21 protein-coding genes are annotated in these 23046 nt (G+C 65.1%); 17 read left to right on the forward strand and 4 right to left on the reverse strand.

Going from position 1 to position 23046, the window contains the following annotated elements:
- Positions 1 to 20 precede the first annotated feature (20 nt).
- Together AAHM38_RS11325 and AAHM38_RS11330 are read left to right on the forward strand one after the other, a co-directional pair.
- The gene (locus AAHM38_RS11325) at positions 21 to 491 is read left to right on the forward strand and encodes an SRPBCC family protein (RefSeq protein ID WP_009238279.1); all 471 of its coding nucleotides are present in this window, start codon (positions 21 to 23) and stop codon (positions 489 to 491) included.
- 89 nt (positions 492 to 580) lie between these two features.
- On the forward strand, positions 581 to 2038 hold the full coding sequence (locus tag AAHM38_RS11330; RefSeq protein ID WP_116575790.1) for a DHA2 family efflux MFS transporter permease subunit: 1458 nt from the start codon (positions 581 to 583) through the stop codon (positions 2036 to 2038).
- Between the two features lie 43 nt (positions 2039 to 2081).
- Here AAHM38_RS11330 and AAHM38_RS11335 read toward each other — a convergent pair whose 3' ends face one another.
- The gene (locus tag AAHM38_RS11335; protein ID WP_004626591.1) at positions 2082 to 2351 is read right to left on the reverse strand and encodes an acyl-CoA-binding protein; all 270 of its coding nucleotides are present in this window, start codon (positions 2349 to 2351) and stop codon (positions 2082 to 2084) included.
- A gap of 173 nt (positions 2352 to 2524) precedes the next feature.
- Between AAHM38_RS11335 and tsaB the strand changes: the two genes are divergently transcribed.
- The 3 genes from tsaB to AAHM38_RS11350 are packed head-to-tail and all read left to right on the forward strand — an operon-like array spanning position 2525 to position 4577.
- Positions 2525 to 3262 (forward strand): tRNA (adenosine(37)-N6)-threonylcarbamoyltransferase complex dimerization subunit type 1 TsaB, encoded by a 738-nt coding sequence (gene tsaB / locus AAHM38_RS11340; RefSeq protein ID WP_116575789.1) that lies wholly within the window; start codon positions 2525 to 2527, stop codon positions 3260 to 3262.
- Positions 3259 to 3786, forward strand: coding sequence for a ribosomal protein S18-alanine N-acetyltransferase (gene rimI, locus AAHM38_RS11345; protein WP_009238275.1), 528 nt, complete (start codon positions 3259 to 3261; stop codon positions 3784 to 3786). Before tsaB ends, rimI begins: the two co-directional genes overlap by 4 nt.
- Positions 3783 to 4577, forward strand: a complete 795-nt coding sequence (locus AAHM38_RS11350; RefSeq protein ID WP_116575788.1) for a uracil-DNA glycosylase — start codon at positions 3783 to 3785, stop codon at positions 4575 to 4577. Before rimI ends, AAHM38_RS11350 begins: the two co-directional genes overlap by 4 nt.
- 30 nt (positions 4578 to 4607) lie before the next feature.
- Here the strand turns inward: AAHM38_RS11350 and lplT are convergent, their stop codons facing one another.
- Entirely contained in the window at positions 4608 to 5924 is a 1317-nt protein-coding gene (gene lplT, locus AAHM38_RS11355; RefSeq protein WP_041668485.1) for a lysophospholipid transporter LplT, read from the reverse strand.
- Between the two features lie 644 nt (positions 5925 to 6568).
- On the opposite strand from lplT, the gene alr reads away from it, so the two are divergent.
- From alr to AAHM38_RS11375, 4 genes are all read left to right on the forward strand, one after another.
- Complete coding sequence (alr, locus tag AAHM38_RS11360) at positions 6569 to 7693, forward strand: alanine racemase (protein ID WP_116575787.1); 1125 nt, start codon at positions 6569 to 6571, stop codon at positions 7691 to 7693.
- 68 nt (positions 7694 to 7761) lie between these two features.
- Positions 7762 to 9132, forward strand: coding sequence for a DNA repair protein RadA (gene radA / locus AAHM38_RS11365; RefSeq protein ID WP_116575786.1), 1371 nt, complete (start codon positions 7762 to 7764; stop codon positions 9130 to 9132).
- 110 nt (positions 9133 to 9242) lie between these two features.
- A complete protein-coding gene (locus tag AAHM38_RS11370) occupies positions 9243 to 9722 on the forward strand; it encodes a disulfide bond formation protein B (RefSeq protein WP_116575785.1) in 480 nt (159 codons plus the stop codon).
- Positions 9723 to 9738: 16 nt separating this feature from the next.
- Positions 9739 to 10266 (forward strand): DUF523 domain-containing protein, encoded by a 528-nt coding sequence (locus AAHM38_RS11375; RefSeq protein WP_009238269.1) that lies wholly within the window; start codon positions 9739 to 9741, stop codon positions 10264 to 10266.
- Here AAHM38_RS11375 and AAHM38_RS11380 read toward each other — a convergent pair.
- Together AAHM38_RS11380 and AAHM38_RS11385 are read right to left on the reverse strand one after the other, a co-directional pair.
- Positions 10249 to 11355, reverse strand: a complete 1107-nt coding sequence (locus AAHM38_RS11380) for a CaiB/BaiF CoA transferase family protein (RefSeq protein ID WP_116575784.1) — start codon at positions 11353 to 11355, stop codon at positions 10249 to 10251. The two genes, AAHM38_RS11375 and AAHM38_RS11380, sit on opposite strands and share 18 nt — an antisense overlap.
- Before the next feature lie 31 nt (positions 11356 to 11386).
- The gene (locus tag AAHM38_RS11385) at positions 11387 to 13324 is read right to left on the reverse strand and encodes an ATP-binding cassette domain-containing protein (protein ID WP_179817538.1); all 1938 of its coding nucleotides are present in this window, start codon (positions 13322 to 13324) and stop codon (positions 11387 to 11389) included.
- 240 nt (positions 13325 to 13564) lie between these two features.
- On the opposite strand from AAHM38_RS11385, the gene AAHM38_RS11390 reads away from it, so the two are divergent.
- From AAHM38_RS11390 to AAHM38_RS11425, 8 genes are all read left to right on the forward strand, one after another.
- A complete protein-coding gene (locus tag AAHM38_RS11390) occupies positions 13565 to 14554 on the forward strand; it encodes a MurR/RpiR family transcriptional regulator (protein ID WP_116575834.1) in 990 nt (329 codons plus the stop codon).
- A gap of 17 nt (positions 14555 to 14571) precedes the next feature.
- Complete coding sequence (locus AAHM38_RS11395; protein WP_116575782.1) at positions 14572 to 15534, forward strand: isoaspartyl peptidase/L-asparaginase family protein; 963 nt, start codon at positions 14572 to 14574, stop codon at positions 15532 to 15534.
- A 75-nt stretch (positions 15535 to 15609) separates the two neighbouring features.
- Positions 15610 to 17457, forward strand: a complete 1848-nt coding sequence (locus AAHM38_RS11400) for a dipeptide ABC transporter ATP-binding protein (protein WP_218909876.1) — start codon at positions 15610 to 15612, stop codon at positions 17455 to 17457.
- A 49-nt stretch (positions 17458 to 17506) separates the two neighbouring features.
- The gene (gene gsiB, locus AAHM38_RS11405) at positions 17507 to 19060 is read left to right on the forward strand and encodes a glutathione ABC transporter substrate-binding protein GsiB (RefSeq protein ID WP_116575780.1); all 1554 of its coding nucleotides are present in this window, start codon (positions 17507 to 17509) and stop codon (positions 19058 to 19060) included.
- A gap of 70 nt (positions 19061 to 19130) precedes the next feature.
- Positions 19131 to 20054 carry a glutathione ABC transporter permease GsiC gene (gene gsiC / locus AAHM38_RS11410; RefSeq protein ID WP_012761875.1) on the forward strand — a complete coding sequence of 308 codons (924 nt, stop codon included), beginning with the start codon at positions 19131 to 19133 and terminating at the stop codon, positions 20052 to 20054.
- A gap of 9 nt (positions 20055 to 20063) precedes the next feature.
- The gene (gene gsiD / locus AAHM38_RS11415) at positions 20064 to 20963 is read left to right on the forward strand and encodes a glutathione ABC transporter permease GsiD (protein WP_116575779.1); all 900 of its coding nucleotides are present in this window, start codon (positions 20064 to 20066) and stop codon (positions 20961 to 20963) included.
- A 9-nt stretch (positions 20964 to 20972) separates the two neighbouring features.
- Entirely contained in the window at positions 20973 to 21998 is a 1026-nt protein-coding gene (locus AAHM38_RS11420; protein ID WP_116575778.1) for a DmpA family aminopeptidase, read from the forward strand.
- Positions 21999 to 22006: 8 nt separating this feature from the next.
- Entirely contained in the window at positions 22007 to 22822 is an 816-nt protein-coding gene (locus tag AAHM38_RS11425) for a M55 family metallopeptidase (protein ID WP_009238259.1), read from the forward strand.
- Positions 22823 to 23046 lie beyond the last annotated feature (224 nt).

Consider the following 23046-nt stretch of genomic DNA (forward strand, 5'->3'; position numbering starts at 1 on the left):
GAAATCTTGCGGAGGCCGCTTTGCGCTTTGAACACCTGGTGGAAGTCAACGATCCACTGAACCCCCTCATCGACACGCTCACCCTGAACCAGATCTGGCAAGGCCTGGTGCTGCGCGTGCGCGAGCAAACCGAATTTGTCGAAAGCCTGGACGCATGCATCATCACCGCTGAAGGTGACGGCTGGGTCGAGCGCGAACTCGTCTTCGGCAAGGCGCGCATCCAGGATCGCGTGACGCTCGAGCCGCACAAGCGCGTGACCTACACCACCGCAGCCACCGGCGAACACGCCGGCGGGTCGCTGACGATGACAATCGAGAGCAACGAGGCCAACGCCGCGTTCATCCGCTTCGTCTACGACACGACGCTGCCCAACGCCGACGAAACCGGCGACACGCGCTACGCCGAGATCGTCAAATCCGCCTACCGCGAATCCGACATCGACACCGTGCGCCGCATCCGCGAGATCGCCGCCACCGGCCGCCTCGGCTGACGTGTTCCGCCCAGCCGGCGCTGGAGGAGGCGCCGGCCGGGTTTGCCCTGCCTGCCCCTGGTCGTCTCACACATCACGACAACGAGACCATGACGACATTCACGCCCACCCTGGAGGCGCTGCGCGCGCGTTACGGCGAGCGCTTCAAATGGCTCGTTCTCTTCACGCTGATGGTGGGCGCGGTGTCGTCCGTCATCTCCGCCACGATCGTGAACGTGGCGATTCCCGATCTGAGCCGGCACTTCGTGCTTGGGCAGGAACGCGCGCAGTGGGTGTCGGCCAGCTTCATGGTGGCGATGACGCTGTCGATGTTGCTCACACCTTGGCTGCTGTTGCGCTTCGGGTTGCGGCGCACATTCATCGGCGCATTGCTGCTGCTAGGGTTGGGCGGGCTGGCAGGCGGCCTGTCGCCCAATTACGGGGTGATGATTGCCATGCGGGTTGTGGAAGGCATTGCGGCCGGCATCATGCAGCCGCTGCCCAACATCCTGATCCTGCGCGTGTTTCCCGAGCGGGAGCAGGGCAAGGCGTTCGGCCTGTTCGGCTTTGGCGTGGTGCTGGCGCCGGCCGTGGGTCCGAGCGTGGGCGGTTTCCTGGTGGAGCTGTTCGGCTGGCGCTCGATCTTTTTCGTGGTGATGCCGTTCACGCTGATCGGCTGGGCGATGGCGCGGCGCTTCATGGCCATCAATTCGTCGATGGCGGGCGAGCCCAAGCCGCTCGATTGGCGTGGCCTGCTGCTGATCGGTGGTGCGACCGTCACGCTGCTCAACGGGCTGGTCGCGCTGCACGGCGATGTGACGCACGGCGTTGTGCTGATGCTCGTGTCGGCCGTGTGCCTGGCGGGCTTCGTGTTCTGGCAGCGGCGGGTGGAGTCGCCGTTGCTGAATCTGCGGCTGTTCAGCTACCGGCAGTTTGCGATGGGGGCGGTCGTAGCCTTCATCTACGGGGCAGGGCTGTATGGCTCGACGTACTTGGTGCCCGTGTATATGCAGGTGGCGCTGGCCTATGCGCCGTCGCGTGCCGGACTGGTGCTGCTGCCGGCCGGCCTCGTGCTAGCCGTGACGATCATGCTGGCGGGGCGGCTGACCAATCGCATCGAGCCGTTCCGGTTGGTGTCGTTCGGGCTGGCAGCGCTGGCGCTTTCGTTCTTCCTGATGGCGACCAACACCCGGGCGACGAGCTACCTGCTGCTGATCGCCATCGCCGTCATCGGGCGGATCGGGCTGGGTTTCGTGCTGCCGTCGCTGAGCCTGGGCGCCATGCGCGGTGTCGATTTCACGTTGATCGCGCAAGGCTCCAGCGCCGTCAATTTCCTGCGCCAATTGGGCGGGGCGATCGGCGTGTCGGCTACGGGCATTTTTCTGCAATGGCGGCTCGCTACGCGCGGTATCGAAACGGTGCACGGTGCGGCAGTCGACCCGGAGGCCCGCATCCTGGCCTTTGACGAGACCTTCGTCTTTCTCGGCACGCTGTGCGCACTGGCCGTGCTGGCTGCATGGCGCATGCGCCGCCGCGAGCTGCCGTCCGCCATTCCTGCAGCGCAATAAAAAACCGGGCACGGGGCCCGGTTCTTCGTTGGCGATTCGACGATCAGGTCGTTGCGCCGCTCTTCAGTTCTTCGACGAGGTCGATGTACTTTTGCTTGGCCTCGTCCTGCGACGTGCCTTTCAGGCCTTCCCAGGCCTCAAATTTGTAGCGGCCGACGATGTCGGTAAAGCCCGGCTTGTCGCCATGCGCGTCGCCTTCGGCGCCTTGCTTGTACAGCGCGTACAGGCGCAGCAGCGTCATGTTGGCGGGGCGCTCGGAGAGGCCCTTGACGTCGATTTGGGCTTGGTCGAAACGGGCTTGCAGGTCGCTCATGATGATTCCCGGCTGAAAACAATGGTCTGGCGATGATAGCGCCGGGGTTGGGCGGTCGGGCCGTTTGAATTCGAGGACGGCTTCGGTTTTCTGCGCGATGTTTGGCCCGGTTTCCCGAGGCGCAGCCACGGGTTTGCGCATTCAGGCGCCACACCAGCCGGTACAATGCCGCCATGCCCTGGATTCTTGCTTTCGATACCTCCACCGAGTTCTGTTCCGTCGCCCTTGGTGACGGCACGCGCACGCTGTTCCGCCATGAACACACCGGCCCGCGCTCCAGTAGCCGCGTGCTGCCGGCGGCTTCCGAATTGCTGGCCGAGGCGGGCATCGCCCTGGCCGATTGCGCTGCGATTGCTTTTGGCGCCGGGCCGGGTTCCTTCACCGGGCTGCGCACAGCGTGCGGCGTGGCGCAGGGTTTGGCGTTTGGTGCGGATCTGCCGGTCGTGCCCGTCAACTCGCTTGTTGCCTGTGCCGAGCAGACGCGCGCAACGTTGCCCGCCGGCACGGCTGTGACCATCGCCCTTGATGCGCGTATGGACGAGTGCTACTGGGCCAGCTTCATTCCCGCCGATGCGGCGCAGGACGCATCCGGTTGGCACGCGCTTTCTGCCATCCAGGTCAGCGGGCCGCAGAGCGTTGCCGCGCCGTCGCAGCCGTATTGGCTGGCGGGCAATGCCGCCGCGGTGTTCGGCGATCAGTTGAGCATCGCTGCAGGGGCCGCCGCTGTGTTGCCCGAGGTCGCGCCGCACGCCCGGGAAATCATCGCCGTGGGTCTGCGCCTCCTGGCCGCCGGCCATACGGTGCGGCCTGAAGATGCGGCGCCGCTGTATGTCCGTGACAAGGTTGCGCTCACCATTGAAGAGCGCCAAGCGGTGCAGCAGGCCAAGGCTGCCGCAGGTGTCCAGCCATGAGCCTGATCGACAACGCACTGGCCCGCGTCATCACGCAGGCGCCGCTGCCTGCGGGCTGGCGCGCAGAGCGCATGACGGCACGCGATCTGGAGGGCGTTGCGGCGGTGGAGCTGGCGGCGTTCAAATTTCCCTGGTCGCGCGGCAACTTTGAGGATTCGCTCAAGTCTGGCCACCTCGCCATTGTCCTGCGTGATGGCGGTAACGAAGTCGCGGGCTATCTGATCCTCATGCCGGTGGTCGATGAGATGCACCTGCTCAACGTGACCGTGGCGCCGGCGTGGCAGCGCCAGGGGCTGGGGCATTGGCTGCTGCGTCTGGCGCGGGCGCTGACACTGGCGCATGGTTTCGGCAGCCTGCTGCTGGAAGTGCGCCCATCCAATGCCGGCGCGGTCGCGCTGTATCACCGTAGCGGGTTTGCAGAGATCGGCCGGCGCAAGCGCTATTACCCGGCCGAAAACAACACGCGCGAAGATGCGCTCGTCATGCGCATGGTGTGTGAAGCGAGCGGGGTGGAGGCAGCATGAACCGTCGATCCCGAATGCTCGAAGCGCTGGGCGTTTCGACCGAATGGACCTTGCGCGGGGCTGAGCCGGCCGGGTTGGAGGCCGTCGAGGTCGCCGCCGCCGAGCCGGTTGCCGTAGAGGTGGAAGCCGATTCGTTTGTTGCGGCCGAGTCCGTGCCCGTGCGAGGTGAACCGCCTGTCATGCACGCGTTATCGGACACGGCTGCACCACGCGCCCAGCGCATCGCCGCATTCGACTGGGCACAGCTCGAAGCTGCCGTTTCCAACTGCACATCGTGCAAGCTCTGCGAGCGTCGCACGAACACCGTTTTCGGCGTTGGCGATCGCGAGGCGGAATGGATGCTGATCGGCGAGGCGCCGGGTGAGCAGGAAGACAAGCAGGGCGAGCCGTTTGTCGGCCAGGCCGGCAAGCTGCTCGACAGCATGCTGCGATCGATCGGCTTGTCGCGCGAGAAGGGCGTGTTCATCGCCAACGTGCTCAAGTGCCGCCCGCCCGGCAATCGGGATCCGGAGCCGGACGAAGCAGCGATGTGCGATCCGTATCTCAAGCGTCAGATTGCGCTGGTCAAGCCGCGCATCATCGTCGTGCTGGGTCGCATTGCCGCGCAGAACCTGCTGCAGACGCAAACGCCTGTTGGCAAGCTGCGCGGCAAGGTGCATGAGGTGGAAGGGGTGCCCGTGGTGGTGACGTACCACCCGGCTTACCTGTTGCGCACGCTGACCGACAAGGCGCGCGCATGGGAAGACCTTTGCCTGGCGCGCAAGATCTACGCGGAGCGCGGCGGCCAGTAGTCAGCTGCCTGCCTGCGGGCAGGCTCCGCGTCAGTGGTGCTTGTCTTCGCCGATGAGCGCGGCGGTGTGAAACAGCTTTTCGTTGAGGCGATGCCGGCGCATGACCAGCGCCATCGTCAGGCAGACGAAGATGCCGAACGACACGATCACCACGCCCACCGACACATTGAGCTTGATGAGCAGCGCATACAGGCACAGCATCAGCAGCACGGAGACATTCTCGTTGAAGTTCTGCACCGCAATCGAGTGGCCGGCCGAGAGCAGCACATGCCCGCGGTGCTGCAGCAGCGCGTTCATCGGCACCACGAAAAAGCCCGACATGGCGCCCACGATCATCAGGAACAGGTAGGCGATCATCATGTACAGCGGCAGCTTCATGTTGCCGATGTGGAATGTGACTTCCGGGATCGTGTGCTTGGTGTAGAACGCCATCAGCATCACAACTGCGCCCATTGCCACGCCCACCGGCAGCACGTCGAGCGAGCGGCGTAGCGGAATTTTCACGGCGGCAGCCATGGCACCGGCGGCCACGCCCACGGCCACCACGGCCTGCAGAATGGCGCCCTGCGAGAGGTTCAGCTCCAGCGATTGCTCGGCCCACTTCAGCACGATGAATTGCAGCGTGGCGCCTGCGCCCCAGAACAGCGTTGTCACCGCCAGGGAGATCTGGCCGAGCCTGTCGCGCCACAGCGCGTTGAAACAGTCGGCAAACTCCGAAATGAGACGTACCGGGTTCTTTTCCTGCTGCGGATAGCGCGCGCCGGTATCGGGAATGCGCGTGTTGAACAGCGCCGCGATCAGGTAGATCACCATGATCACCAGCATCGCCGCTTCAGCCGGCGTGTCGATGCGCTCGAGCCCGGGAATGTCGAACGACAGCAGCCAGGCCGACACATGGTTTGAGATGAGCGCCCCACCCAGCACCGTGCCCAGGATGATCGAGCCGACGGTCAGGCCTTCGATCCACCCATTGGCGGCGACGAGTTTTTCAGGCGGAAGAAGCTCGGTGAGGATGCCGTACTTAGCCGGAGAATACGCCGCCGCACCGAAGCCGACCACACCATAGGCGAGCAACGGATGCAGGCCGGTGAGCATCACGCCACAACCAACCAGCTTGATGGCATTGGTGATGAGCATCACCTTGCCTTTGGGGCGGGAGTCGGCAAATGCGCCCACGAAGGCGGCAAGTAGAACGTAAGAGAGTACGAAGAACAGCTTGAGCAGCGGGGTCATCCACTGCGGCGCATGCATCTCTGTCAGAAGGGCGATGGCGGCAATGAGCAGCGCATTGTCGGCGAGCGACGAGAAAAACTGCGCCGCCATGATGGTGTAAAAACCCTTCTTCATACCTTCGAATTCGTCCCCGTAGACCGCGGTGCCATCTTCCTCTTCACGACCTGCCGGCAGCATGCCGACATTCGGAAGTGCCCCCCGGGGGTGCCGGCCAGGCGTTGCGACGGCTGACCGGCCGTGCAGCGCACAGGTGCGCGGTGGTGGCATCGAAGCCTGTGCCCGCGCGGGCTCCCCTGGTTGTGGTTCCCTTGGACGGGGCCCATGCACTGCTGTGAGACATGCATCGCCGGGCAACCGCGGGAATCTTCACTGACAGGCGTTCGGGCCATGCGTTCCGCCCGGAGTGTGTTTTGGTCTCGCCTGTTCGCATGGTCAGACCGGATGTGACCGCATCGCGCAAAAAGAAGTGGCGGGTGCCCAACTTTCCTTATGCTCACAGCGCATCACGACGGTTTTCCCATGCCTGAATTGAACGGCTTTATATCATGAAACTTGTGCGCTTCCGGTGACGGCCGCGCACTTTCTTTTTGGCGCGCCGATGACAGCCGCGAACCAGTTGGCGTCCTGTGGTCAAATAGAACGCTCATCGCGTGAGGCCGGGCGCACGGCCCGCTCACAGCCTATTTGCCTGTTGCATTGCAGCACCGACGCCGCGCCACGAGCGCGCCATCGCATTCACGTTTTGCAGGTTTGCCGTCATGCCAAGACCCATCCAGGCCGTCATCCACGGCCCAGCACTTGCCAATAATCTCGAGGTTGCCCGCCGTCATGCGCCCAACTCGCGCGTGTGGGCTGTCGTCAAAGCCAACGCGTACGGTCACGGCATCGAACGCGTGTATGAAGGCCTGCGCCAGACCGACGGTTTCGGCCTGCTCGATCTGGACGAGGCCGTCCGACTGCGACAGCTCGGTTGGCAGGGGCCGGTTCTGTTGCTGGAAGGTTTTTTCAAGCCGGAAGACTTGGCCATTGTCGAGCAGTACCGCCTGACCACCACCGTCCACTGCGAAGAGCAGCTTCGCATGCTCGAACTGGCCCGCCCGAAAGGGCCCATCAGCGTGCAGCTCAAGATCAATACGGGCATGAGCCGCCTCGGCTTCGCGCCCGCTGCCTACCGCGCCGCATGGGAGCGCGCCCGCGCCATTTCGGGCGTCGGCACGATCGTTCACATGACGCATTTTTCGGATGCCGACGGCCCGCGCGGCATCGAGCATCAACTTGTCGCGTTTGAACAGGCCACGCAGGGTTTGCCCGGCGAGGCGTCGCTGTGCAACTCCGCGGCAACGCTGTGGCATCCGAAAGCACATCGCGACTGGGTGCGCCCCGGCGTGATCATGTACGGTGCATCGCCGACGGGCGTGGCGGCGGACATCGACGGCACGGGGCTGATGCCCGCCATGACGCTCAAGAGCGAGCTGATCGCCATTCAGGATCTGCAGCCCGGGGCGACGATCGGTTACGGCTCGCGCTTTACCGTGGAGCACCCGATGCGCATCGGCATCGTCGCGTGCGGTTATGCCGACGGCTACCCGCGCCATGCGCCAGGTTGGGACGGCAACCACACGCCGGTGCTGGTGGACGGCGTGCGCACGCACATCGTGGGCCGCGTGTCGATGGACATGATTACCGTTGACCTGGCTGGGGTGCCCGAGGCGCGTGTCGGCACGTCCGTCACCCTGTGGGGCGAGGGCCTGCCGATAGACGACGTTGCACACGCTTCGGGCACGGTCGGGTATGAGCTGATGTGCGCCCTGGCGCCCCGCGTACCGGTGTCGGTCGAGCCCGTCAGCACCGCGGACGCCGGCGACCTGGGCAAGGCTGCCTGAACGCAGCATCGTCAATACAAAGATCAAGCGGCGGCCGCCCATGCGCGGCGCCGTAAGCAGGGGGTTGTTTGGCCAAGAGCAAGACGGTCTATACGTGCACCGAATGTGGCGGCACGGCACCGAAGTGGGCGGGGCAGTGCCCGAATTGCCAGCAGTGGAACACGCTGGTGGAAACCGTCGCGCAGCCGACGTCCGGCGCCGGCGCGCGCTTCCAGTCGCTGGCATCCAGCGCGACGGTGCGCAAGCTGTCGGACATCGACGCGGTGGATGTGCCGCGCTTCTCCAGCGGCATCGACGAATTTGACCGCGTACTAGGCGGTGGCCTGGTCAGCGGCGGTGTGGTGCTGATCGGCGGCGACCCGGGGATCGGCAAATCGACGCTGTTGCTGCAGGCGCTGTCCAACCTGTCAGTCGACCGACGGGTGTTGTACGTGAGTGGCGAAGAGTCCGGCTCGCAGATTGCGCTGCGTGCGCGTCGCCTGGGCATCGAAAGCCCGAACCTCGCGCTGCTGGCAGAAATCCAGCTTGAGCGCATCCAGGGGACCATCGAGGCGGAAAAGCCGGAAGTCGTCGTCATCGATTCGATCCAGACGCTGTACTCCGAGGCGCTGACTTCGGCGCCGGGCTCGGTGGCCCAGGTGCGCGAATGCGCGGCGCAACTCACGCGCATTGCCAAGCGGCTGGATGTGACCACTATCCTGGTCGGCCATGTGACCAAGGAAGGCGCGCTGGCGGGCCCGCGTGTGCTCGAACACATTGTCGATACGGTGCTGTATTTCGAGGGCGATACGCATTCCGCCTACCGGCTCGTGCGTGCGTTCAAGAACCGCTTTGGCGCGGTCAACGAGCTGGGCGTGTTTGCGATGACGGAGCGGGGCCTGCGTGGCGTGGCGAATCCGTCGGCGCTGTTCCTATCGCAGCACGAGCAGGTGGTGCCGGGTTCGTGCGTGCTGGTGACGCAGGAAGGCACGCGGCCGCTGCTGGTGGAAATCCAGGCGCTGGTGGATACGGCCAACGTGCCGAATCCGCGCCGCTTGGCGGTGGGGCTGGAACAGAACCGGCTGGCGATGTTGCTGGCGGTGCTGCACCGCCACGCCGGCATTGCATGCTTTGACCAGGACGTGTTCTTGAACGCGGTGGGCGGCGTGAAGATTACCGAACCGGCTGCAGACCTGGCGGTGCTGCTCGCGATCCATTCGTCGATGCGCAACAAGGCGCTGCCGCGCGGGCTGGTCGTGTTCGGCGAAATCGGCCTGGCCGGGGAAATCCGCCCGACGCCGCGCGGTCAGGAGCGGTTGAAGGAAGCGGCCAAGCTGGGCTTCTCGATTGCCGTGGTCCCGAAATCCAACGCCCCCAAGCAGGCGATCGACGGACTGGAGGTCATCGCCGTTGAACGTATCGAGCAGGCCATCGACCGCGTGCGGTCGCTCGAGGCTTGATCGTTCAACATTTCGCAACGGTATCGCGGGTGCCATTTGAAAATGCATGTGCCGTTGCGGTGCGATAATCCGCCAACTTTTCTCCATGACTCCTCTGAACTGACGCCGCCATGCAAGCCAACTCGCGCGCCTTTTTCCTGCTGATTGCCGTGATCTCCTTCGGGGTGGTCGGTTATGCGCTTTACCTGCAGCACGTTGAGGGTCTGCAGCCGTGTCCGCTGTGCATCCTGCAGCGGTTTGCGTTCCTGGGCATCGGCGTGTTCTCGCTGCTCGCGGCGCTGTCGTCGGCCACGCGGCTGCTGTGGCACGGGCTGGGCATGCTGTCGGGGCTGGCCGGCCTGTGTGTCGCGGGGTACCACGTATCGCTGCTGCTGAACCCCAAGGCAACGTGCGGCATTGACCCGATCGAGAACTGGATCAACGCGCTGCCGACTGCCAAATGGTTGCCGCAGGTGTTCGAAGCCGATGGCCTCTGCGTCGGGCCGATGCCGCCAGTGCTGGGCCTGTCGGTGCCGGTGTGGTCGCTGATCTGGCTGCTGATTCTTTCGCTGACGCTGGTGGTGGGGATGATCCGCCGCGAGCGCCGCTAAGTCGGAGCCGCAAATCATGCAGCGCGTGCTGGTGAGTGCCTGCCTGCTGGGCCAGCCGGTGCGCTATGACGGCGGCACGGTCGTCACTGAAGGCGGCATCCTGGCCCGCTGGCAGATGGAGGGGCGCATCGTGCCGATGTGCCCGGAGATGGCCGGCGGTTTGCCGGTGCCGCGTCTGCCCGCGGAAATTCACGGCGAGGGCGGTGGCGCGGCGGTGCTGCGCGGCGCAGCCCGTGTCGTCGAACACCACGGCCACGATGTCACCGAAGCGTTTCTCCAAGGCGCACAGCGTGCACTGGAAGCGGCGCAGGCGGCCGGCGTGCAAGTCGCCGTGCTCACCGAGCGCAGCCCGTCCTGCGGTTCCGCATTTCTCTACGACGGGACGTTTTCCAGCCAACTGCAGCAAGGCGAGGGCGTGACGGCGGCGCTGCTGCGCCAATACGGCATCCGAGTGTTCAGCCAGCACCAGCTGGAAGAAGCCGGGCGGCTGCTCGATTCGCTCGATGCACTGGACCGCGCCGGTTCGTCAATCGGCAAACCGTAGCGGCAAGGCGAGCTGCACGGGCTCGCCGTTCTCCTGCACGACGCTGTTGCGCTCGACAAAGAGCGGATGTTGCAGCGCTTCTTCCATGCGCAGCACGGGCGTGACACAGCAATCGGCATCGGCAAAACGCGCGGTCCATTCTGCTTGCGTGGCGGTCCGGAACAGCGCAGCCAGTTCGTCGCGAATGGCGCGTGCCTCTTCGCCGCCCACGCGCTGGCCGAGCGACCAGTGGCTGTCTTTCCACGCGGGCTTGCCGATCACGTCGCACATCACCTGCCAGAACTTCAATTCAAGGGCGCCGACGGCCATGAAGCGATCGTCCGCCGTGCGATAGACACCGTAGCACGGCACACCGCCATTGAGCAGATCGGTGCCCGCGGGGCTGGCCTTGCCGCGCGTGCCAACGGCAAAGAACGCCATCAGGTTGTGCGCGAACACCGAGTCGGTCATCGATACATCGACGTAGCGGCCGCGGCCGGTGGCTCGAGCGTCGACCAGCGCCGCCAGGGTGCCGACCACCGCCGTGAGCGCGCCGCCCAACAGGTCGCCGATCTGCACGTTGGGGACGATGGGTGTGCCGTCCGCGCTCGCGAGCTGATCGAGCATGCCCGCATAGCCGATGTAGTTGATGTCGTGGCCTGCAGCTTTCGCGAGCGGTCCGCCCTGGCCGTAGCCGCTGATGGAACACATGACGAGCGCCGGGTTGGCCGCACGGAGGGTGTCCCAGCCGACCCCGAGGCGCGCCATGACGCCAGGGCGGAAGCTTTCGATCAGCACATCGGCGTGGCGTATGAGTTCGATGAGAGCTTCGCGGTCTTCGGCGCGTTTCAGGTCGAGCCGCATTTCGGTCTTGCCGCGATTGAGCGAGCGGAAGAACAGGCTCGGGCGTTCGGCCGCGCGGTCAGCGGGGGTGCGCATCATGTCGCGGGCGTAGTCGCCGGGGCCGGGGTCTTCGATCTTGATGACTTCAGCGCCGAGGTCGGCCAAGTGCCGCGTGGCGGCCGGGCCGGGCAGCAGGCGCGTCAGGTCGAGCACGCGCACGCCGGCCAATGGCTGGTGCGTGGCGGTGTCCGGCGAGGGCGATGTCATCAACAGGTCTCCTTGGCCGGACGCGCCAGCCTCAATTGATTTGTTCGAGTTGTTCGTGCAGCTCGAGCCAGCGTTCTTCCAGCTCGTCGAGTTCGGCGTTCAGCTCGGCCTGGCGGCGCAGGCTTTCCATCATGCGCGTCTTGTTCGCGTCTTCATACGCGGCGCCGTCGGCGAGGAAGGCTTCGAGTTCCGCCTTTTCTTTTTGCAGCGGCGCCATGCGTTTTTCAATCGCGTCGACGTTCTTTTGCAGCGGCTTGCGCAGCGCATTCAGGCGTTGACGTTCGGCGGCTTCCTCGCGCTTCTGGTCGCGGCGGTTGGTGGTCCGCGCGCCATCCGCATCGGCCGGAGCAGCCTGGGCGCTGGCGGCTGCGCGCTTGGCCGCGGCTTGCTTGAGCAGCCAGTCGCGGTAGTCGTCCAGATCGCCATCAAACGGGGCGACGGTGCCCTGGCCGACAAGCAGGAACTGGTCGGTCGTGGCGCGCAGCAGATGCCGATCGTGCGAGACGAGGATCAGCGTGCCGTCGAACTGGGCCAGCGCCATTGTCAGGGCTTCGCGGGTGTCGAGATCGAGGTGGTTGGTCGGCTCGTCGAGCAGCAGCAGGTTGGGGCGCTGCCAGACGATCAGGGCGAGCGCCAGGCGTGCCTTCTCGCCGCCCGAGAACGGCTCGATGGGCGAGGTCGCCATGTCGCCGCGGAAGTTGAAGCTGCCGAGAAAGTCGCGCAGTTCCTGCTCGCGTACGTCGGGCGCCAGCCGCGCCAGATGCAGCAGAGGGGAGGCGTGATCGTCCAGCGTTTCCAACTGGTGCTGGGCGAAGTAGCCGATCTGCAGGCCCTTGCCGCGCCGGATCGTGCCGGACAGCGGCGCCAGCGTCTCGGCCAGCGTTTTCACCAGCGTCGACTTGCCCTGGCCATTGGCCCCCAGCAGGCCGATGCGCTGGCCGGTCTGGATGGAGAACGTCAGGTGCTTGAGGATGGTGATGGGTTCATCAGCGCTCGGGCCGGGATAGCCGCAATCGACGCCTTCAAACGTGAGCATCGGGTTGGGCGCCGCCTCGGGCTCGCGGAATTCGAACGAAAAACCCGCCGCCGCATGCACGGGCGCAAGGCGCTCCATGCGCTCCAGCGCCTTGACGCGGCTCTGCGCCTGTTTGGCCTTGCTGGCCTTCGCCTTGAAGCGCGTGATGAACGATTCCAGATGCGCGATCTGCTTTTGCTGGCGCGCATACGACGCTTCCTGCAACGCCATCTGCTGCAGGCGTTGCGTCTCAAACTGCGTGTAGTTGCCGCCGTAACGTTTGAGCTTCTGGTTCTCGATATGCAGCGTGACGTTGCATACGCCGTCGAGGAATTCGCGGTCGTGCGAAATCATGACGAGCGTGCCGGCGTAGCGCGACAGCCAGTCTTCCAGCCAGACCACGGCGTCCAAATCCAGGTGGTTGGTGGGCTCGTCGAGCAGCAGCAGGTCGGACGGACACATCAGCGCCTGGGCCAGATTCAGACGCATGCGCCAGCCGCCGGAGAAGCTCGCCACGGGTTGCGTGGTCTGCGCCATCGTGAAACCGAGACCGAGCAGCAGCGCCTGTGCGCGCGCCGGTGCGGTGTAGCCGTCGGCATCGGCAAAGGCGGTGTGGGCTTCGGCCTGTGCGTGGCCGTCGTGCGCGGCTTCGGCCGCGGCGAGGCGGCGTTCGATGTCGCGCAGGCGGGTGTCGCCATCGAGCGTGTAGTCGAGCGCGCTGCGGTCGACTGCCGGCGTTTCCTGCGCCACGTGCGCGACCTGCCAGGTGGGCGGGATGGCGACTTCGCCGCCGTCGGCGTGCAATTCGCCGCGCAGCATGGAAAACAGCGTCGACTTGCCGCTGCCGTTCACGCCGACAAGGCCGACCCGTTCACCGGGGTTGAGTGTGGCGGTGGCGTGGTCGAACAGCACCTTGGTGCCGCGCTGGAGGACGAGGTCGTCGAATCGGATCACGAAAAACTGCGCTTGAAGGCAAATCGAAGAAGGGTGCGATTGTAGCGTGCTGCGTCGCACGATCCTGGCGCCTCAGGTGCGTTTGGACTGGTGCATTGCACCGTGCCGAGGCAGCGCTCGCCCGCAATCTGTGCGGTGGCATTAGACCTAGGGAAAACCATAGGTCTTCATGAAAGTTTTTTTCTTTACACGGTCGGCTCGTGAAAATACATTTACACAAAATTTTCACGGCCCATGAACATGGCGAAATCCACCAGCAAGCGCACGGATGTGTCGAAAGGCGCATTCGCCGCCGATGCGACGGTCTCCGAGCGCATTGGGGCGGCCCTGGCCACGCTCACGCCCGCGCACCAGCGCATGGCGGAATACGTGCTGGCGAACCCGTTCCGCGCCGCCACCATGCGCATCGACGAGTTTGCCGCGGCGGTCGACATGTCGATTGCCACGGCCAACCGTTTTGCGCTGGCGCTGGGCTTTGACGGCTATCCGCAGTTCCGCGCGGGGCTGCTGCGCGGCTTCGAAGCGACGCTCGCGCCAGTGGAAAAACTGCGCCACGAGCTGGCACGCCCGGCCACCAGCGCGGAGATCTTTGCCGCCTCGCTCAACGAAGACATCGCCAACCTTGATGCCACGCGCCGCATGCTCGACGCCGCCGCGTGCGAACGCGCGGTCGACGCCATCCTCGGCGCACAGCGCATCTACGTGATGGGCTTTGGCGCCAGCGGCTATCTGGCGGGGCTGCTGCGCCATGGGCTCGATCTTTACTGCGACACGGTGATCGCCGTTTCGCAGCCGGGCGGCGCATCGGATGCGGCACGCCAACTGCGCAAGATCGGGCCGAAGGATCTGCTGATCGCCATCGCTTTCCCCCGCTATGCGGCAGACACCATCACGCTGGCCAAACGGGCCGGCGAGCAAGGCTGCCAACTGCTGGCACTGACCGACAGCCCGACGTCGCCGCTCGCGCCGCTGGCCGACATTGCGTTATATGCACGGCCGGAGCGGCAGTTCTCGGCCACGTCGGACACGGCTGCCGTGGCGCTGTTCGAAGCGCTGTGCGGCGCAGTGGCGCATCGCTCGGCGCATTCGCTCGAATCTGCTGAGCGCCTGACTGAATTCGTGCTGCCGTGGCTGCATACCGCCCCCGCGCCCCGCGCCAACGACGCCGCGAACGCTTCCGGCACACCCAAGACGACCCGACGCGGACGCAAACGCACCGCTGAAAACTGATTGCCATTGAGCCACGCATGACTACGCCCATCCTCGCCATCCACGGTGGCGCCGGCACCATCACCCGCACGGCCATGAGTGCCGACAAGGAAGCCGCTTACCAGCAGGCGCTGCATGACATCCTGGCCGCTGGGCAACGCATCCTCGTGGACGGCGGCAGCGCTGTAGATGCTGTGACCGAAGCCGTGCGCCTGCTCGAAGAGTGCCCGCTGTTCAACGCCGGCAAGGGCGCGGTGCTCACCAGCGCCGGCACGTATGAACTCGATGCGTCGATCATGGACGGCGCCACGCTGGCGGCCGGCGCAGTCACCTGCGTCAAGCGCCTGCGCAATCCCATCCTGGCTGCCCGCGCAGTGATGGAGCGCAGCGAACACGTGCTGTTCACCTCCGAAGGCGCCGAGGCTTTCGCGCAAGCGCAGGGCCTGGAGTTTGTCGAGCCGGACTACTACTACACCGAAGCGCGCTACGCCCAATGGCAGCGCGCCCGCCAGCAAGACGGCATGGCGCTGCTCGATCACGATGCCGCATCGCTCATGGCGAAGGAAGCTGCACCCATCGACCCGGACAACAAGTTCGGCACCGTGGGCGCCGTGGCATGCGACGCGCAAGGGCGCCTCGCGGCGGCCACCTCCACGGGCGGCGTGACCAACAAGAAGGTCGGCCGCGTGGGCGACACGCCCATCTTCGGCGCCGGCTGCTTTGCGAATAACGTTGCGGCCGTGTCGTGCACGGGCACGGGCGAGATGTTCATCCGCGCCGTGGCTGCCTACGACATTGCCGCGCAGATGGAGTACGCCGGCAAGTCGCTGGCCGATGCGAGCAACGACGTGGTCATGCGCAAGCTGATGGCCATCAGCGGCCGCGGCGGGCTGATCGCCGTGGACGCGCAAGGCAACGTCGCGTTGCCGTTCAACACAGAAGGGATGTACCGCGGGTTCGCACGCGGCGCGCAAGCGCCCGTGGTGTCGATCTATCGGTAAGAAGCCGCCAAGCAGGACAGCAGGAGATTTGTCGTGACAGCAACCAAACAGCCCGGCTCCAACAGCGTCATTGCCATGCCCGACCAGCGTGTCGTGCAGGTGCAAGACCTGAGCGTGCGCTTTGCCACGTCCGAGCGCGTGGTCGACGCGGTGCGCAACCTGTCGTTCCACGTCGACCGGGGCGAGACGCTGGCCGTGGTGGGCGAATCGGGTTCGGGCAAGTCGGTGACGTCGCTGGCGCTGATGCGGCTGGTGGAACACGGCGGCGGCAAGATCATCGGCGGGCAGATGCATCTGCGCCGCCGCAACGGCGAGGTGCTGGACCTGGCCAACGCCAGCCCGGCGGCCATGCGCGGCGTGCGCGGCGCCGATATCGCGATGATCTTCCAGGAGCCGATGACCTCGCTCAACCCGGTGTTCACCGTGGGCGAGCAGATTGCCGAATCCATCCGCCTGCACCAGGGCAAGTCTGCCAGCGAAGCCAAGGCTGAGGCGCTACGCATGCTGGAGCTGGTGCGCATTCCGGAAGCGCGCAATGTGCTGGGGCGCTATCCGCACCAGTTGTCGGGCGGCATGCGCCAGCGCGTGATGATCGCGATGGCGCTGTCATGCAAACCGTCGCTGCTGATTGCGGATGAGCCGACCACCGCGCTAGACGTCACCATCCAGGCCGAAATCCTGCAACTGATCCGCGCGCTGCAGCAGGAGCTGCACATGGCCGTGGTGTTCATCACGCACGACATGGGCGTGGTGGCGGAAGTGGCCGACCGCGTGCTCGTGATGTACAAGGGCGATCGCGTGGAAGAGGGCCCGTCGGCCACGGTCTTCGCACAGCCGGCGCATCCGTATACGCGTGCGCTGCTGTCGGCCGTGCCGCGCCTGGGCTCGATGCAAGGCACCGATGGCCCCGCGCGTTTTCCGCTGTTGCGGGTGGATGGCACGTCCGCTGCGGTCGATACGACACCGCAGCCGGCAGCGTCGCACGATGTGCAACCCATTTTGCGTGTGCGTGATCTCGTCACGCGCTTTGACGTGCCCACGGGCATCTTCGGCCGCGTTACGCGCCGGGTGCATGCGGTGGAGCAGGTCAGTTTCGATCTCTACCCTGGTGAGACGCTGGCGCTGGTCGGCGAATCGGGCTGCGGCAAGTCGACGACGGGACGGTCGCTCTTGCGCCTGGTGGACAGCCAGAGCGGCAGCATCGAATTTTCCGGCCAGAACATCGGCGAGCTGAAGGGGCCCGCGCTCCAGACGCTTCGCCGAAACATCCAGTTCATCTTCCAGGACCCATTCGCCTCGCTGGACCCGCGCGTGCCGGTCGGCTACTCCATCATGGAGCCGCTGCTGGTGCATAAGGTGGCCTCCGGCAAAGAGGCACAGCAACGCGTGGAATGGCTGCTGGACAAGGTGGGCCTGCAGCCCGTACATGCGTCGCGCTATCCGCACGAGTTCTCGGGCGGGCAGCGCCAGCGCATCTGCATTGCGCGCGCGCTGGCATTGAACCCGAAGGTGGTGATTGCCGATGAGTCGGTGTCCGCGCTGGATGTGTCGATCCAGGCGCAGATCGTCAACCTGATGCTCGACCTGCAGAAGGAGTTTGGCGTTGCGTTCCTGTTCATCTCGCACGACATGGCCGTGGTGGAGCGCATCAGCCATCGCGTGGCGGTGATGTACCTCGGCCAGATCGTCGAGATCGGCCCGCGTCGCGCCATCTTCGAAAACCCGCAGCACCCTTACACGAAGAAGCTGATGTCGGCCGTGCCGATAGCGGACCCGGCGCGCCGTCACCTGAAGCGTGAACTTTCCACGCACGAAATCCCCAGCCCGATCCGTGCCGTTGGCGACCTGCCGGTGGTGCAGCCGTTGGTGCAAGTGGCGCCAGACCACTTTGTTGCCCGCCATTCGATTGGCGGCGCGTATTAATCGCAATACAGAACGCAGTGAGACGTCATCTTTGATGAGGAGGAAGGAAATGTTCAATCGCTTTGCTTTCAGCCCGCGCGCAGCCATGGTTGCCAGCGGCCTGGCCCTGGCGGCATTCACCATGCCGGCCTTTGCCGCCAAGGACGCCGTGATGGCGGTCTACTCGACCTTCACCACGATGGACCCGTACGACGCCAACGACACGCTGTCGTTCAGCGCGGCCAAGTCGTTCTATCAAGGCCTGTTCGGCTTCGACAAGGACATGAAGCTGGTCAACGTGCTGTGCGACAGCTACGACGTGAGCAAGGACGGCCTCGTCTACACGTTCAAGCTGAAGAAGGGTGTGAAGTTCCACGACGGCACCACGTTTGATGCCAACGCCGTCAAGGCCAACCTGGACCGCGTGACCGACCCGGCCAACAAGCTCAAGCGTTTCGTACTGTTTAACCGCGTGGCCAAGACCGAAGTGGTTGACCCGACCACCGCCCGTGTGACGCTCAAGGAGCCGTTCTCGCCGTTCATCAACGTGCTGGCGCATCCGTCGGCGGCCATGATTTCGCCCACGGCACTCAAGAAGTACGGCAAGGACATCGCCTTCCACCCAGTCGGCACCGGCCCGTTCGAATTTGTCGAGTGGAAGCAGACCGACTACCTGAAGGGCAAGAAATTCGACGGCTACTGGAAACACGGCCTGCCGAAGATCGACACCATCACCTGGAAGCCGGTGGTCGACAACAACACGCGCGCCACCATCATGCAGACGGGCGAGGCCGACTTTGCGTTCACGATTCCGTTCGAGCAGGCCGCGGTGCTCAAGAGCAGCCCGAAGGTTGACCTGATTGCAGCGCCGTCGATCATCCAGCGCTATGTCAGCTTGAACACCAACGTGAAGCCGTTCGACAACCCCAAGGTGCGCCAGGCCATCAACTACGCCATCAACAAGGATGCGCTGACCAAGGTGGCGTTTGCGGGCTACGCCGTGCCGTCTGAAGGCGTGGTGCCGCCGGGCGTTGACTACGCCGTCAAGTTGGGCCCGTGGCCGTACAACCCGGCCAAGGCGAAAGAGCTGCTTAAGGAAGCGGGTTACCCGAACGGCTTCGAGACGCAACTGTGGTCGGCCTACAACCACACGACGGCGCAGAAGATCATCCAGTTCGTGCAGCAGCAACTGGCGCAGGTCGGCATCAAGACGTCGGTGCTGGCGCTGGAAGCCGGCCAGCGCGTCGAGCGTGTGGAAAGCGTGCCCAAGCCGGAAGACGCCGGCGTGCGCATGTATTACGCAGGCTGGTCGTCGTCGACGGGTGAGTCGGATTGGGCGCTGCGTCCGTTGCTGGCATCGGAAGCCATGCCGCCCAAGTCGTTCAACACCGCGTACTACAAGAACGAGCAGGTGGATGCCGACATCGCCGGCGCACTGCGCACGACCGATCGCGCTGAGAAGTCGAAGCTCTACACCGACGCGCAGAAGCGCATCTGGGAAGACGCACCGTGGGCCTTCCTGGTGACGGAGAAGATCGTCTACGCGCGCTCGAAGCGTCTGTCGGGTGCCTATGTGGCACCGGACGGCTCGTTCAGCTTTGAAGACGTCGACATCAAGCAATAAGCCTCATTGCCGTACCGGCCCGCGCAATCTTTGCGCGGGCCATTGAATTGCCGCCTGCGGTGGATTTGCCATGCTGAACTACTTCATTAAACGTGCGCTGGGCGTGATCCCGACACTGCTGATCGTGGCAGTGCTGGTGTTCCTGTTCGTGCATCTGTTGCCCGGCGACCCGGCGCGTTTGGCCGCCGGCCCCGAAGCGGACGAGACGACGGTCGATCTCGTCCGCAAGGACCTGGGCCTGGACAAGCCGATGCACGAGCAGTTCGTGCGCTTCTTCGCCAACGCCGCTCGCGGAGAGTTCGGCAACTCCATCCGCACCAAGCGTCCGGTGAGCGAAGAGATTGGCGAGCGCTTCTGGCCAACGCTCAACCTGACGATCACCAGCATGGTGTGGGCGGTGGTCTTCGGCATGGTGATCGGTATCACATCCGCCGTGTGGCGCAACAAGTGGCCGGACCGCCTGGGCATGACGCTCGCCGTGTCGGGCATTTCGTTCCCCGCGTTCGCACTGGGCATGCTGCTGATGGAAGTGTTCTCGGTGCAGCTTGGCTGGCTGCCAGCCATCGGTGCGGACACCTGGAAGCACTACATCCTGCCCTCGCTCACGCTGGGCGCTGCGGTGGCCGCCGTGATGGCGCGCTTCACGCGTGCGTCGTTCGTGGAAGTGCTGCAGGAAGATTTCGTGCGCACCGCCCGTGCCAAAGGCGTGCGCGAGACTGTGGTGGTCATCAAGCATTGCCTGCGCAACGCGATGATCCCGGTGGTCACGATGATGGGCCTGCAGTTCGGTTTTCTGCTGGGCGGCTCGATTGTCGTGGAGAAGGTGTTCAACTGGCCAGGCCTCGGCCGTCTGCTGGTGGATGCGGTGGAAATGCGCGACTACCCGGTCATCCAGGCCGAGGTGCTGCTGTTCTCGCTGGAGTTCATCCTGATCAACCTCGTGGTGGACATGCTGTACACCGTCATCAACCCCACCATCCGCTACAAGAAGTAAGGGCCCATCATGACGCAGGCATCCAATCCGGCCATCGCTGCACAAGCTTCGACCGAGCCCGTCCGCACCCCGTGGACGGAGTTCTGGCGCAAGTTCCGCAAGCAGCATCTGGCGATGGGCGCCGGTGTGTTCGTGATCGCGCTGGTACTGATCGCCATCCTCGCGCCGCACATCGTGCCGTTCGATGCGGAGAACTATTTCGACTACGACGCGCTCAACGCGGGCCCGTCGGCGCAGCATTGGTTTGGCGTCGATTCGCTGGGCCGCGACATCTTCAGCCGCATCCTGATGGGTACGCGCATCTCGCTGGAAGCGGGCTTCGTGTCGGTCATCATCGGCGCCATCGTCGGCACCATGCTCGGCCTGCTAGCCGGCTACTACGAAGGCTGGTGGGACCGCATCGTCATGCGCATCTCCGACGTACTGTTCGCCTTTCCCGGCATCCTGCTGGCCATCGGCATTGTGGCCATCCTGGGCAACGGCATGATCAACGTGATCTTTGCCGTGGCGGTGTTCAGCATTCCGGCGTTTGCGCGGCTGGTGCGCGGCAATACGCTCATGCTCAAGCACCTGACGTATGTGGAAGCTGCGCGCAGCATCGGCGCGTCGGACTGGACGATCATCATGCGGCACATCCTGCCGGGCACGATTTCGTCCATCGTCGTGTATTTCTCGATGCGGATCGGCACCTCGATCATCACCGCCGCCAGCCTCTCGTTCCTGGGCCTGGGTGCACAACCGCCCACGCCGGAGTGGGGCGCGATGCTCAACGAAGCGCGCGCCGACATGGTGACGGCGCCGCATGTGGCGATCTTCCCAAGCCTGGCCATCTTCCTGACCGTGCTGGCGTTCAACCTGCTGGGCGACGGCCTGCGCGACGCGCTGGATCCGAAGATCGACCGTCGCTGAGTTGGTCGCATGTCTTTAAGCCTTCCGCACATCGGCGCTCTGCCGGCCGGCACACGCAACAGCATCACCGACGTGGCTGGCGTGACCGTCGGCCACGCAACGATTGCCGGCGGCGACATCCAGACCGGCGTGACGGTAGTACGCCCGCATGCCGGCGACCCGTTCCTCGACAAGGTGCCGGCCGCCAGCGTGGTGCTCAACGGTTTCGGCAAGAGCATCGGCCTGGTGCAGGTGGACGAGCTGGGTGTGCTCGAAACGCCGATTGCGCTGACCAACACGTTCGCTGTGGGTGCGGTGGCGCAGGCGCAGATCCGCCAGGCGGTTGCCGCCAACCCGCAGATCGGCCGCGCGTGGTCGACCGTCAATCCGCTCGTCTTCGAATGCAATGACGGCTATCTGAACGACCTGCAGGCGTTTGCCGTGCAGGACGTGCACTACGACGCGGCCTACGCTGCGGCAGCCCAAGCGTTCGAGCAAGGCGCGGTGGGGGCAGGGCGCGGGATGTCGTCGTTTGGCGTGAAGGGCGGCATCGGTTCTGCGTCGCGCGTGGTGACACTCGCCGACGGCGCACAACGTACGGTCGGCGCGCTCGTGCTGTCCAACTTTGGCGTGACCAAAAACCTGACACTAGGGGGGCGCAACGTCGGTGCGGAATTGGCGAGCGCGCTCGCCGCGGCCACACCGGAGTCGGAGAAGGGTTCAATCATCATGCTGCTCGCCACCGACGCGCCGCTGGACGCGCGCCAGTTGCGCCGCCTCGCCTTGCGCGCGGGCGCCGGCCTGGCACGTACCGGCTCCGTCTTCGGCCATGGCAGCGGCGATATCGCACTGGCGTTCTCCACTGCCTACACCTTGCCGCACGAGGGCGTGCGCGCCATGCCAGCCGTCTCCATGACACACGAATCGCATCTCGACCCGCTGTTCCAGGCCGCCGCCGACAGCGTCGAACAAGCCATCGTGCACGCGCTGTTCCGCGCAACAGCCGTCACCGGCCGCGACGGCAACACCCGCCGCGCACTGACCGAATTGCTCTGACCTGACTCATGCGAATCCTGATTTCCGCCGACATCGAAGGCGTGGCCAACGTGTTCCACCCCGAGCAGACGCGCGCCGGCAACGGCGAATACGAACGCGCCCGCCGCTGGATGACCGCCGAAGCCGACGCCGCCGTGCGCGGTGCCTTCGACGGCGGCGCCACGGACGTGCTCGTCAACGATTCGCACGGAGGTTTCCGCAACCTCATCCCCGATTCCATCGACCGCCGCGCACGCTTCGTCCTCGGCAAGCCGCGCTACCTGAGCATGATGGCCGGCGTGGACGGCTGCGACGCCGTCTGCATGATCGGCTACCACGCGCGCGCCGGCAGCCGCGGCGTGCTGGCACACACCATCAACAGCTTTGCCTTCGCGCGCGTCTGGTTCAACGAGCAGGAATTGGGCGAGGCCGGCCTCTACGGCGCCCTGGCCGGCGAGCGCGGTGTGCCGGTGGCCGTGGCCAGCGGCGACGACGTGTTCATCAAGGAAACCAAGCCGCTGCTGCCGCACACCACGTTCGTCGAGACCAAACAGGCGGAAGGACAGAACGCCGGCACATCGCTCTCGCCCGAGCAGTCGTGCGAGGCGATCTATGCGGCGGTAAAGGCCACGGTGCGGCGCGGTCATTTCAGCATGCCGCTACGCCTCCAGGCACCGATCGTCTGCCGCCTGCAGACGCAAACGCCCGCATTGGCCGACCTCTTCTGCCAATGGCCCGCCCTGGAGCGCGTCGACGGCACGATGCTGCGCTTCGCCGCCGACTCCGTGGAACATGCCGTGCGCATGCTCAACAGCCTCTCCGCCATGTCCGCGATGCTGCGCTGAGAAAGGTGTGGCGCAAGTCATGGCGCCATCCCACGCACTCAGACGGTGTGGCCGTTGACGTTCCTGCCCTAGATGGCGCCTTGAATTTCTGTAAGCGGGCGGAAGAAAGACGGGGAACTGTCTGAGCACAGCGAGTTTTCCCCGTCTCCGTCCGGTTACAGAAATTCAAGGAGTGGGTCGCCAACTCGGGCGCGCCTTTCTTTGCCTACCTTTGTTTGGCAAGA

The sequence above is a fragment of the Ralstonia sp. OTU4908 genome (assembly GCF_038440115.1).
Taxonomy (GTDB): Bacteria; Pseudomonadota; Gammaproteobacteria; order Burkholderiales; family Burkholderiaceae; genus Ralstonia; species Ralstonia pickettii.